7 protein-coding genes and 4 pseudogenes are annotated in these 12,944 nt (G+C 58.0%); 2 read left to right on the plus strand and 9 right to left on the minus strand.

The window, feature by feature from the left end:
- Positions 1 to 136: 136 nt before the first annotated feature.
- Complete coding sequence (locus tag JT360_RS26535; RefSeq protein ID WP_126080641.1) at positions 137 to 1,144, minus strand: alpha-ketoacid dehydrogenase subunit beta; 1,008 nt, start codon at positions 1,142 to 1,144, stop codon at positions 137 to 139.
- Positions 1,145 to 1,163: 19 nt separating this feature from the next.
- A complete protein-coding gene (locus JT360_RS26540) occupies positions 1,164 to 2,147 on the minus strand; it encodes a thiamine pyrophosphate-dependent dehydrogenase E1 component subunit alpha (protein WP_126080640.1) in 984 nt (327 codons plus the stop codon).
- A gap of 388 nt (positions 2,148 to 2,535) precedes the next feature.
- On the opposite strand from JT360_RS26540, the pseudogene JT360_RS33745 reads away from it, so the two are divergent.
- Positions 2,536 to 3,163: pseudogene (locus JT360_RS33745) on the plus strand (transposase); the annotation flags it as partial.
- Between the two features lie 2 nt (positions 3,164 to 3,165).
- On the opposite strand, the pseudogene JT360_RS34260 reads toward JT360_RS33745, so the two are convergent.
- The 3 genes and pseudogenes from JT360_RS34260 to dddP form a co-directional block, all read right to left on the minus strand.
- Positions 3,166 to 3,712: pseudogene (locus JT360_RS34260) on the minus strand (IS91 family transposase); the annotation flags it as partial.
- 33 nt (positions 3,713 to 3,745) lie between these two features.
- A pseudogene (locus JT360_RS34265) lies at positions 3,746 to 4,530 on the minus strand (tyrosine-type recombinase/integrase); the annotation flags it as partial.
- 1,114 nt (positions 4,531 to 5,644) lie between these two features.
- A complete protein-coding gene (gene dddP, locus JT360_RS26560; RefSeq protein ID WP_126080638.1) occupies positions 5,645 to 6,976 on the minus strand; it encodes a dimethylsulfonioproprionate lyase DddP in 1,332 nt (443 codons plus the stop codon).
- A gap of 283 nt (positions 6,977 to 7,259) precedes the next feature.
- Here dddP and JT360_RS26565 point away from each other — a divergent pair.
- Positions 7,260 to 7,871: pseudogene (locus JT360_RS26565) on the plus strand (transposase); the annotation flags it as partial.
- A gap of 1,227 nt (positions 7,872 to 9,098) precedes the next feature.
- Here JT360_RS26565 and JT360_RS26570 read toward each other — a convergent pair.
- The 4 genes from JT360_RS26570 to JT360_RS26585 are packed head-to-tail and all read right to left on the minus strand — an operon-like array spanning position 9,099 to position 12,943.
- Positions 9,099 to 10,103, minus strand: coding sequence for an ABC transporter ATP-binding protein (locus tag JT360_RS26570; RefSeq protein WP_126080637.1), 1,005 nt, complete (start codon positions 10,101 to 10,103; stop codon positions 9,099 to 9,101).
- Entirely contained in the window at positions 10,100 to 11,113 is a 1,014-nt protein-coding gene (locus JT360_RS26575; protein ID WP_126080636.1) for an ABC transporter ATP-binding protein, read from the minus strand. The genes JT360_RS26570 and JT360_RS26575 overlap by 4 nt, the downstream gene beginning before the upstream one ends.
- Positions 11,110 to 12,003, minus strand: a complete 894-nt coding sequence (locus JT360_RS26580; protein WP_126080635.1) for an ABC transporter permease — start codon at positions 12,001 to 12,003, stop codon at positions 11,110 to 11,112. The genes JT360_RS26575 and JT360_RS26580 overlap by 4 nt, the downstream gene beginning before the upstream one ends.
- Position 12,004: 1 nt before the next feature.
- Positions 12,005 to 12,943, minus strand: coding sequence for an ABC transporter permease (locus JT360_RS26585; RefSeq protein ID WP_126080634.1), 939 nt, complete (start codon positions 12,941 to 12,943; stop codon positions 12,005 to 12,007).
- Position 12,944: the final 1 nt, after the last annotated feature.

Below are 12,944 nucleotides of genomic sequence, written 5' to 3' on the forward strand. Positions count from 1 at the left end.
AGCCCTATCCCTTCTGGAATGTTTCCCGCCTATCGTCTGATGGCCTGCCTTCTTTTTCTAAGCGCGTCTTATCACCTCCTACTGCGACGATAACGGCAGTTGCTGTGTTACTTCCATTCATGCGTTTTTTGGGAACTCAGAGTAACTGTCGTATGGCGCCAACAATGCTGTCCCGTGTTGGAAAAAAGTCCTTCTCAAGAGCCGGACTGAATGGGACATGAATATCTGGAGCACTCAGCCGCAAGATAGGTCGCTTCAAAAGATCGAAGGACTCTTCCGCCATCACCGCTGCGATTTCACTTCCGACGTTGCAGATACGGTGTCCGTTCTCGACAATAATCAGCCGTCCGGTCTTCTCGATTGACATCTTGATTGCCTCATAATCGAGCGGCTTCAATGTACGTGGATCGATCACTTCGACCGAAATGCCTTCCTCGATGAGGTAGTTGGCAGCTTCCATGGTCGGCCTGATAGCACCGGCGATGGCAACGACGGTAACGTGCTCCCCCTCGCGCTTCACGTCCGCTTTGCCAATTGGGATTAAATGGTCCGGATCCGTGGGGACGTCGCCTTTGAGAGGCCAGAGGCGGGTGTCCTCGAAGACGAGCACAGGATCGCCGTCGCGAATGGCGGATTTCATGAGGCCTTTGATATCGGCAGCGCTGGTCGGGCTGATAATCTTAAGGCCCGGCACGTTCATAAAAAGCGGGTAAGGCCGGTCGGCATGCTGTGCCGCTTCGGAGCCCGTCGAGAACATACAGCAGCGAAAGACGATTGGGATGTCTATCTGGCCCCCAGTCATATACCGCAATTTTGAGGCCTGGTTTACAATCTGGTCACAAGCGAGATAGATGAAACTGGCAGTTGAAATGTCTACAATCGGTCGCAAACCATTGATGGCAGCCCCGATGCCAAGTCCCGTAAAACTGCCTTCTGAAATTGGCATGTTCCAAACCCGGTTCTTGCCGAAGCATTCGATAAGCTTGCCGCCGCCATGAACTGAGACGTCCTCTCCCAACAATACAACGCGCTCATCCCGATGCATTTCCTCTAGCTGGGCCTGCACGATTGCCTCAAAATAGGTCATCTGAATATGGGGACCGGGCGTGGCTGCGTCTCTGTGGGTATCGTCTTTCACATCCATTAATCCCTCCAGCCCACCCTTAGCGGGCAATGGTCGACACGAACATATAGTCGGGCAACGTTTCGGGCCGGGGCATGGGGCTAGCCAAAGCAAACTGTACGGCCTGTGTGACGGCTTGGGCCACTTCATGCTCGATGGTTGCTAGAGTCTCTTCATTTACACCCTCTTCGAGCAGCACAGTGCGATATAGCAAAATTGGGTCCCGGTCGCGTTTGTGTGCCTCGACTTCTGCGACCTGTCGATAAGGCTCCCCAGAAACGGCCAAGCCTATATTGTGTTCATCGAACCGATAAGTGTTGGCCACTATGAGAGTGGGTCCCTGCCCCGCGCGTGCTCGCGTGACCGCATATGCCGCAGATTGATAGACGGCACTGACGTCCTGTCCGTCTACTATTTCTCCTGGAATTCCGTAACCTGCCGCTCGTAGGGCAATGTCCGGCTGTCCGTGGCTTGTTGCTACGGAGGTGGTCATTGCATAGCCATTGTTCTCGCAAAGATAAATGACGGGAAGCCTCCACAACGAGGCCATGTTGAGGCTCTCGTGAAAAGTGCCCTGGTTCACTGCTCCGTCGCCGAAAAAGCAAAGGGTAACCTGATCGACGCCGCGCACCTTGGCGCTAAATGCGCATCCTGTGGCAAGAGGAATGCCCCCTCCGACGATTCCCGATTCACTGATAATCCCCACTGAACTGTCCGCAAAATGCATCGAACCGCCACGCCCCTTACAAACGCCGCCCTCCTTACCCATCAGTTCTGCCATAAGCGCCTGCAAATGCGCGCCCTTCGCAATCGGATGGCCATGCGAACGGTGTGTTCCGGTCATGGCGTCATCGTCCCGGAGGGCGAGGCTTGCTCCGACGATAGCGCCTTCCTGACCCACGGTCGTGTGAAACCAACCAGGGATCTGACCACCGTTGAACAGGCGCCTACCTTCTTCTTCGAATCGGCGGATGCGAAGCATCCGTCGAAAAGCCTCTAGCCTACGATCGCCCTTCAACTGCATGACCCAACCCTGCCCGTCAGCAAGGGGCGATCGCCTGCATTCCAACAGCGCGCATCGGCTAAATCCTCGTGCTCGAGCTCCGAAGGTACGTGGCGGGTCTCTTCGGCATTCTCCTGGCGAGGCACGATCTCGGCAGGCACTTTCATCTGGTTCTCTGTCAGCATGGCCTTGTTCCTTCCGGCTCGCACAACCCTGTGCATGCGTCATGCCATTTGACCTGAAGGCTCGCATTACACTGTTCTTCATCGAAGAAAGGCGTCGTGAAAGAACTGCACAGACCTCCTTTGTTCGAAGTTCGCCAACAATGTCGGATCCTGAACTGGCCCCCATTTCGGCCGGACAGTCGGCCTAACGCGGGAGGCTTGGGGATATCCTCAAGCACAGGCTTATGGCTGACGACTGTCGACGGATTGAACTGATCACCGGGGAGGTACGGCGCCGACACTGGACGACGACCGAACAGAAGCTGCAGATTATCGAGGAGAGTTTCCTTCCGGGTGAGACCGTGTCCTCTGTCGCCGCACGATGAGGCGTGGCGCCAAATCTCTTGTATCGTTGGCGCCGTTTATTGAAGGAAGGCGGAACGGCTGCGGTGGGATCGGACGAATCTGTGGTCGGGAGTTCGGAAGTGCGGCGGCTTGAAGAGCGCCTTCGCGACCTCGAGCGGCTTCTCGGCCGCAAGACCATGGAAGTGGAGATCCTCAAAGACGCGCTGGCCAGGTCGGAGTCAAAAAACCGAACTTGCGGCTCTTGTCGCAGCCGAGGGACGGTTCCCGATGAAGGCCGTTGCCGAGACCCTCGGGGCGGCGCGTTCCCATCTCCATGAGTTGCATCGCCTGGTGAAGCCGCGCGGGCCTTATCGCAACCCCGATGACGATGGGCTCTTGGAGCTGGTCGCCGCCTGATCGACGAACGCCCGACCTATGGCGATCGTCGCATCACAGCCCTGACGAACAGGGAACGCGAAAGACGGCGAACCGGCCGTCAATCACAAGCGCGTCTTCCGTGTCATGCGCCAGCGAAACAGGCGCGACAGCACGCGCACGAGTAAAAAGAGCCCGGCCTGCACGAGATCCAGCGTGTGCCGTCGGGCGAGACACCACCACCCGGTACGATACAATCAGGCGGGATGGTAGATGAGAGCTATGCAGCGCCGCGATGAGGCCGATCTCAGCTCCCAAATGCCTGAGATTGGCTTCGCGCGCAGGCGTTTCGGCCGCGTATAAGGTGCCGCCTTGTGAAAGGGATCGCAGCAACCTCAGCCGGCAGCATGAACACTGCGTGATAGAGCACCGGCAGCAGTTCATTCTGGCGTGCGGCAAGCCAGTCCCGGCAGGCCTGACCCTGGCATTTGGGACTGTGCCGGCTGCGACAGGAATTGTAGGCCACGCGGATCGACCGCAGGAGCGGCAGCCGTAGACTGGCCGCCCAGTTCGGCGGTCCGGCAGAGCTCGATCGCGCTCATCACACGCCGCTCGATGCGAGCCTAGATAGCCGTCATGAACCTGTCTATATACTTCGCCATGGCGGCGGAAGATATCCGCCACCTTCAGTCTCGCCGACATGGCGGTACCACTCACCCTGGCGGCACCTCGATGTTCAGCCGGGCTTGTCGTGCGTCGGATGAGGCTGTTCGAGACCTTAGCGTAGCGCGCCGCCGGACAGATTGTTGTGGCCGAGTAGAACCTGGATGGTGCGGATGTCGGTGCGTTCTGAAGATGCGTGGCGAAGCTGTGCCTGAGCGTGTGGACCGTCACCCGCTTAGGCGGCCGCACGCGCCGAACGACAAGCCCAAATAACACCCGCGCGCGGGAAACAGCCAGTCCCGCGGCTTCGCCAAGCCGCCAGTAGACTCGCAGATGCGCAGAAGCTGCGCCGACAGCATCACGGTGCGGTCCTTGTCGCCCTTGCCGTGCTCAACACGGATCACCCCGCGACCGCTGTCGATGTCGCCGACCTTCAGCCCGACAGTCTCCAAGCACTGAGACCTGCTCTTAGGCCGTCGTCAGGGCCGTACGGCACTTCAGGCTCGGCACCGCCTCTAGGAAGGCCACGACTTCGTCGGCGCTCAATACCACCGGCAGCGTGCGTAGCGAGCGAGCATAGACGATCCGCTCCGGACTCTCGGCATGGCCCAGCGTCACGCCGTAGAGGAACCGCAGCGCGCACACCGTCTGGTTCAGCGCAGCCACGAGATTCCGGTCGACATCAAATGAACTTGGAAGGCGCGCACGTCCTCCAGACCGAGCCGGTCCGGCGAACGGCCAAGTAGCGCGAAAACTTCGCCGCGGCATGCACGTGGGGATCGCTGCGTGGCCGGCGGCAGATTACGGATCGTCATATCCTCGATCATGCGCCGGGGAACTGGGGTCAACTTGGCCATTTCTGTAGCTCCTGTTCTCAGATTGCGCTTCAACAGCCGCGATCCTTCAAAACAGAAGCGTTCCTGCAAACCGATCCGCCAAATGCCGCGTTAGCGGCTTCGTTCAATCCTCAAAATGCCCACATCGCCAAAAATCTGCCAAAGTAGCACTAGGCTGCGTCGCGACGGATCGCCTCTGGTGGACTCCGACAGGCAAGTCAGAGAAAGCTCGAAAAATCAACACTGGGGCGTTTCCGTCGGACGCTCAGCTTAGCTACATCCGTGGCAGACTTATTGGACTTGCTCAGCGCGGCGGCAGCACGATCGAAGAACTCTGGAGGAAGGCCCTCTCCGGGTTAGTAGAGTCAAAAAGATTTGTCCCCTGTGACGCAAATGCGAAAAGCAAGCCGACCAGGGGAGTCGTGATCAGTAGGGCGGAAATCGCACAGCATTTCTCTTCCAACAAACGCCCAGCCTCGGCATGTATATCTAGGGAATAGTGCATATTTATCCTGCGAGATAGCGTTCCGTCACGACAGGAGGGACTTCTCATAGTATCGCGCTGCCTCAGGTTTCTTGTCAAGCAGGTCCCGGCTGTGACGTAAGCAGATGAATTGACCGCCCCATGGAGCACCGAACACGCCGAACGATGACGACCGATCCGCGCTCCATACACCGAAGCTCCACATTGTTGTGTCCCCAGCCAAGATCGAGAGCATGCAAACCACTCAGCGAAATGTCTGCTACACGAAAATCGTCGTCACGAAGCGCCAACCCAGTGTGACCTGACACTGACCGGCTATTGCCTGCAATTCGACCAATATCCTTGGCGGAATGGCCACATGCGCCACCCCCAACAGAGACCGTGTGTTCGGAGGCTAACAGCGGACTTGCTGCAAATCTGACGCCACAGCTGCCACTGCCCGACTGCTGGTCAGAGTATCGACAGCACTCGCGGGTCAGGGCGTCGACCATGGACTTGGATGCCTCCACCCCCCTTTCTACGAATGTAGGCGGGCGAGTTGGACCAACGAAAAGCCAACTTCCGCAAAAGTGCTGAGCCAGATGCGCAACAAACAGCTTTTCCGCGGATCTCTCAAGAATTGGACAATTTGAAGAGACTCGGCCGAAATCCCTAGGCCACCAAAGCCTCATCAAACGGGCATCTCGTGAGATTTTCAACTCCGCTCTCGGTCACGAGCACCTGCTCTTCCAGTTTTACGCCTTCCCGCCCACCGACGGCACCGATATAAGCCTCGACGCACAGGGTCATTCCGGGCTCGAGAACATAGTCGAATGCTCCCGGGATGAAGTCTTCAGGATAGAGAATCGCGGGATATTCGTCGCAAAGACCAATGCCATGCATCATGACGCCATATCGCTGCTTGACGAAATCCGCGGGAAGCTTGTGGCTGCGCTGAGTGAGTTCGGTGAAAGAGACGCCCGGCTTTAGCATAGCCATGTTTGCAGCTACGTGCTCGTAGGCTATGTCGTGCAGCCTTCGCTGTGCTTCGGTGGGTCGGCCGTCACCGCAGTGCCAAGTGCGGGAGAAGTCGGCACACATGCCGTACGGGCCCACCATATCGGTGTCGAAGGCGACGAGGTCTCCTGAGACAATGCGACGGGGGCCGGCCTCCTGCATCCAGGGGTTCGTGCGCGGGCCGGAAGTTAAAATGCGCGTTTCGATCCACTCGCCACCACGTGCGATGTTTTCGGCATGAAGAACCGACCAAAGTTCCGTTTCGGCTATGCCGGGCTGCAAACGTTCTCGCATTTTGGCAACGGCAATCTCGCAGGTCGCGAGAGAGCAGCGCATGGCGTTGATCTCGTCGATTCCCTTAATGGCCCTGGCGTGCTCCATGAGCTGCATGCCGTTGCAAACCTCGATGCCAACTGCATCTAGCGCACGAAGGCCGGGGATTTCGATCTTGTCGACGGCAAGACGACGGTTTTTGCCACCAGAGCGGCGCAACAGTTCGTCAATTTGTCCGGCAAAGTCCTTGGCGACTGCTTCTTCTTGGTCGCCGGCAACGAAATAGTAAAAGCCGGCCCCGCCATCCCGGGTTTCGTTGATGAGCGGCAGATAGGTTGACAGGTGGCTGCAACGATGGAAATCCCAGAGAACGACATAGCCGTCGGCCGATACGAACACAGCTCGTGACGGATTGTGCATGATCCATATGTGCATGTTCGAGGAATCTGAAGCGTATCGTATGTTCAGCGGGTCGAAGCAGAGCACGCCCGCATAGTCTCTTTGGCGGAGTTGCAGAACAATCCGATCAAGACGGGTCTTGCGCATACGATCTAGGTTGGGCGTGGTCAGGCCCAAGGCTGCCCACTCCGCAAAGGCGACGTCCGTCGGCCCAATTTCAACCCGATCGTTGTCATCCATGCTCCCATCCGGCTTAAGTGCTTTTGCCACTCGCGTGGGATCAATTTTGTGGTTCACAATCGAAAACGAGGACATGTTAAGGCCGCCCTAGTGGCTCACTCTTACGTGGATCTAAGACCGGATTTCTTGGATGCTAAAGGCGGAAAAAATATTGCTCGATATAAAGTCAATTCATCTGCATTCGTGCTCTGGGGTGCCTGCGACCACAACTGGAACCAGGTAGCCTTCCAGCGCGCCGCAATGGGCAATCTGTCGATCCCAGAGCTTTGCCGGGAGCCCTGTCGTGCTAGTGGTTTACGCCTGACATAAGAGTTCGGCTGAGGATTCCCTTTTGTGAGTGCGCATGCGAGTCTGGTACATGCGCACAGGAATATACCTCACCGTTTCTTCGATTGATCGTCAGCCTCTCTCTGATCAGCGCGCCCATCGCAGTGCGCTGCAGAAGCACGTTTGGCGCGCAGAGATCATTCTGTTGAGCAGCGACGGCGTGGGCACCCTCGAGATCATGCGGCAATCTGGTAAGTTCAAGACTTGCGTGTGGCGCGCCAGTGCAAGCTCTGCAACGATCCGCAGTTCGTCGACAAACTGCGCAACGTCGTCGGCCATGCCACTAGTTGATCCACCGGCTCACGCTATCCTGTTGTCGGTCGACGAGAAGAGCCCAGATCCAGGCGCTCGACCGCACCCAGCCCGGCCTGCCCATGAAGGGTAGGCTCGGCACCACGACCACGACTACAAGTGCAACGGCACGACCACCCTGTTTGCCGCCCTTACCGTGCTCGATGGCACCGTTATCGGCAGGAACATGCAGCGCCATCGTCACCAGGAATTCATCCGCCTCACTCAACGCTGTCGATGCCGAGGTGGCGGCCAGCAGGGCCATCCACGTCGTTCTTGACAACTACGCCGCTCACAAGCACCCCAAGGCGCGTGCCTGCTCGGCCGCCATCAGCGCCTCACCTTCCGCTTCCACCTTAAGCGTCACGAGCACCGCACGGCTGTCCTTGGTTGACAGAGGCAGGGTCAGATGCGGGCCGCTTTGACTCGCTGCGGCATGGTACGAGCGGATGGCGACGACCGCCTTTGCAACGGCGGCGACGCCCGCGCCGTCGAGACGGGAGTTCACCCCCTTTGTGTCCCGGATTAGGACGGCGTCATCTGGGTCTACGGCGCCAATGATGACGACGGGATCTTCACCGATGAAGGCTTCGAGGAGGTCAAACTCCTCCTCGAAGAACATCATCGCGTCTCCCCATCGAAAGCTTGACCCCAGCACTCCGGTGCTCAGGTTCTCTGGCCACCAGATACGCACGTCTGCGGTCTTCACCGGATGCGTACCACGCAGGCTCAAGTTGGCGTTTGGAATTGGCAACGCTTCCGGAGCGAAACGTTATGACGAACTGAACGTCAAGGGACTCTCCATCGCTGACCTAATGAGCGTGGAAAGCTCTACGAGGAGATGCTGGACCTCATGGAAGAATCCGGGGAATTTCCGATTCCTGACCCACGGGGCCACTCCCGTCGTGTATCGCACAACGAAGGTGCAGGCGGCAATGCGCCCAGATGGAACCCCACTATATCTCGATTGCAAGCCAGTTTCGGGCTGAGCGACATCTGTGGCTTTCGTCCCAACAAGAAGCGTTCCAGGACCGCTATTCTAAGCCAGAACGATTCGGCGCTCGCGAAATACGTGTAGAGGAGCGCCGCCACTTCATAGGCGCTTACTACATAGCGGACACGGACACCGGTTGCCCGAGGTTATCGGTCCCTGGATGCCAGATTCAATCATTGAATTTGATGCGCAGCATGATGTTGATGCCCCATTCGTTATTAGCGCGCCGGCGGGAACAGTGGGCGCCTCCGCCTTACCCCCATAAGCCGTACCCTCATAGGGCGCGCGAACCGGGCACTGCTTGTGCGGCACAGCTGAACCATGGACGCCTGCCGAGGGTGCCCACCAACCGCAGTTCCCCAGTTGCGAAGCCCTCGAGGCCACCCCGTTTTTATGTTACGCCGTCGCAATCGCCGGGTTCGGCTGTTCGGCCGGAACACCCCAATTGCTCGCCATGGAATGCCAATGCATTACGCCAGACCCGCGGTCTGTTGCGCTGATGAAAGGCTTCGCGCCTGACAAATTGCCTAAGCCCAGCCAAGATTTTAAACAAATCGGCCCCCAGTTTCCGCGAGGGATGAACGTTCAGCAGGTCAACGATTTGGAGCTTAACGGGAAATGGCATCTAAAGCTGTGCTCCGGGTCCTGCAGGCTCACTGAGGATGGGGGAGCGACGCGGCCACAGATGCGATCTTGAGCGTAACGACACCGGGTGTGGAACTCGCAGCCGGATGGCCGGTACATCACGCTTGGCACTTCGCCCTTGAGCTCAATCCTGTTGAGCACTGCGTCTGGGTCCGGTTCGGGATTGGCCGCAAGCAGCGCTTCGGTATAGGGATGGCTTGGCTGATGGAAAATACTCTGCGTCGTGCCGACTTCAATGAAGCGGCCGAGATACATGATTGCCATGCGGTCAGTTATGTGGCGCACTACATTGAGGTTGTGCGTGATTATCAGGATCGCGATGCCTAGTTCGTCCTGCAGGCGAGTGAGAAGATTTAGCACCTCGCCTTGCACCGAGACATCCAAGCCCGCGGTCGGCTCATCGGCGATGATCAAGTCCGGATTGAGCGCTAGGGCGCGCGCCACGCTGACGCGCCTGGCTTGACCACCGGAGAGTTGATGAGGATAGCGGCCAACAAAATCGGCCGGCAAGCCCACCATCCGCAGGAGGCGCGTCGCTTCAGCTCCTAAATCGCGATCCTTCAGCCCATGGATGCGGAAAGGCTCGGTCAAGATCGATCGCACCGTCAGCCTGGGCGAAAGTGAACCGATCGGATCCTGAAACGTCATCGCCATGCGTCGCAAGTAGGGCTTGCGTTCTACCGCACTGAGGTCCGTGAGTTCCTGCCCATCGAAGCTGATGCTGCCGCTCACCGCCCGCTGCAGGCCAATCATCGTGCGAGCGACGGTGGATTTTCCGGAGCCGCTCTCGCCGACAAGGGCCAGCGTCTCACCCTTGTGAATTTCAAAAGAAACACTGCATACCGCGTCGATGAAAGGCGCATTTGTCCCGGTCGCGAGCGCTTTAAGCGGCCCCATCGTGCGGAAGCGGACGCAGAGGTCCCGAACACTGACAAGGGCACTCATGCCGAAACTAGTCGATTTTCTTCGAGCAGATGGCATCGTGCCGTCTGCCCTGGGCTGATCGGGCGATCGACTGGCTGTTCCTCGAGACAGCGATCATATGCCTGCGGGCATCGCGCGCTGAAGATGCACCCCTTCTTCAAGCCCAGGAGGCTGGGCACCTCGCCGGAAATGGTCGGCAATGTGCGTGTGGTTCGTTTAAGCCGCCCCGGGTCGCACTCAAGCAGGGCGCGGGTGTAGGGATGAGCGGGATTGCGGAATATGCTGCGCACATCGCCTTGTTCGACCACTTCGCCGGCATACATGACGACGACCCGGTCGCACAACTCAGCCACAGCTCCAAGATGATGGGATACGAAGAGGACGGAGCAACCGATCTCCCTTTGGAGATTTTTGAGCAGATGGATGATCTGGACTTCAAGTGTCGCATCGAGCGCAGTCGTCGGCTCGTCGGCGATGAGGAGCACGGGTTTTACAAGCAGCGCCATGGCTATACATATCCGCTGACGCATGCCGCCGGAAAAGTGGTGCGGATAGGCCCCGATCCGGTTTTGCGGATCCGGAATTCCGACCCGGTGTAGCATGTCGATGGCACGAGCACGCTTTTCACTCCGGCTTTTTTGCTGGTGGTGCTGGATGTCGATCATCTGGTTCTCAACGGTGCGCACAGGATTAAGCGCAGTCATTGGATCTTGAAAAACCATGGAAAGTCGATCGCCAAGCAGGCTACGCTGCGACTGAGCCGGCATCTTCAGCAGGTCTCGCCCTTCAAACAGGATCTCGCCACCTGTGACATCGGCATTTTCCGAAAGCAGACCCATCACCGTATACGCAAGCGTCGACTTTCCAGATCCGCTTTCGCCGACAACGCCGACCACCTCTGCGGCTGCGACATTAAGCGACACGTTTCGCAGTGCATGAATGCGCCCCTCTGGTGTCCCGAAATCAAGATGGAGGTGACGTATCTCCAGGAGGGGTGTGGTCGATTGCGATGACCGATCGTGTGGTATCATAGATCTTTCCGCAGCTTTGGATCGAACATGTCGCGTAGCGCCTCACCCAGGAATGTGAAGCCCAGCGTTGCGAGGACGATTGGAATACCACCGCCAACCACAAGCCACGGCGTCTGCTGGATGTAATTATAGCCGTCGTTGAGGATTGCTCCCCAATCGGGCGTGGGTGGACGTACGCCCAAACCAAGGAAGCTGAGACCGGCCTCCACCGCGATTACCGCGGGCACGTCCATGCTCACGAGGATGAGAAGCGGGCCGATAACATTAGGCAGTACGTGCACTGCCAGGATGCGCATCGTGCCAGCGCCCAGAGTGCGTTCTGCGGCGATGTATTCACTGTTGCGTAGCGCCTCTGTCTGGGTCCTCACGACCCGTGCATAAATGGGCATAGAGGTGATTGCGATAACAAAAATCATGCTGGCCAGGCTGGGTCCAAGTAAGCCGATAATCGCCAACGCGAAGATGATGCCCGGAAAGGAGCGGATCGTATCGAATAAAAGAAGGAGCAAATTGTCCAGCCACCTCGGTCCGAAGCCTGCGATCAGACCAAGCACGAGGCCGGCTGCCAGCGAACTGCCTAGCGAGGCGAAGGCGACAAGCAGCGGGACGCGGCCGCCCATCATGACGCGCGAGAATGTGTCGCGGCCCAGTTGATCGGTGCCCAGAAGAAAAAGTAGTGACGGGTCCGCCAAGCGCGGCCCCACCATGATGCGGGTCGGATCATGTGTAATGATGATCGGGGCGAAGATCGCGCTTGCGAAAACGATCGCGACCAGCGCGGCTCCAAGGACGCCAAGACGGTTCTTGCGCAGTTGCCGCACCGTCTTACGGAAGCTGCCGGGTGCTAGCTCTGGGCCAGTTTCGCCGCGGAGCGCTTCAAGGCTCGCCATGCTAAAGTTTCTCGCGGGTTCGAGGATCAAGAGAGGCAGCGATCAGATCGGACGCCGTCGTCGCCAAGACAGTAACAACAGTGGTGACTAGCACGGCCCCTATTACGACTGCATAGTTGCGCGTGTTGACCGCCTGTACAATCAAGGCACCGATACCTGGTCTTGCGAAAACGACCTCGATAAAGACAGCTGACGAAAGCAACCACGCTATGCCCACGCCGAGGATCGTCACTGTCGGCAGGATCGCAAGCGGCAGCGCGTAATGCAAAACAATGCGCCATTCGGAAATGCCGAAGGAACGGGCCATTCGCACATGGTTTTCACCCAGGATCTCCATCATGGATGCCCGTACCAGCCGGGAGATGTATCCAACCCAGCCGATCCCGACGGCGAAGGCTGGCAGAATGAGATGAACAAGGCCGTCCAAAAAACCCTGTCCGGCTCCGACTGCTGGTAACCAATGGAGCGTGACAGCGAAGATCAGGAGTGCGTAGACAGCCATGACGAACGAAGGAATCGCGATCGTGGCGACTGCCATGATCGCGACGATCTGGTCGATGACAGAATTACGCCTCATGGCCGAATAACAACCGAGCGGCACCGCAATCGCCACCGCCCACAAAATCGAGACGAAGATTAGTTCGATAGTATAAGGAAGTTGCTCGAATATTATGTCCGCAACCGGACGTTGGCTCAACACATCAAAACCAAGATTGCCTTGCAGCAGCCCTTCGAAGAAAATGACGATCTGCACGGCAAGCGGCTTATCCAGCCCCATCTCCCGATGAAGGTGCGCTATCATTTCAGGCGTGGCGCGGGGACCTAGCAGAGCAACGGCTGGGTCGCCAGGCACCGCATGGATCATCATGAACACAAGGGTCACCGCGATCACCGTAATGGCGACCGCGAGGAAAACGCGTTTCAGTAGATAGATCCACACA

It is taken from the genome of Mesorhizobium sp. dw_380, from assembly GCF_018588885.1.
Classification (GTDB): domain Bacteria; phylum Pseudomonadota; class Alphaproteobacteria; order Rhizobiales; family Rhizobiaceae; genus Mesorhizobium.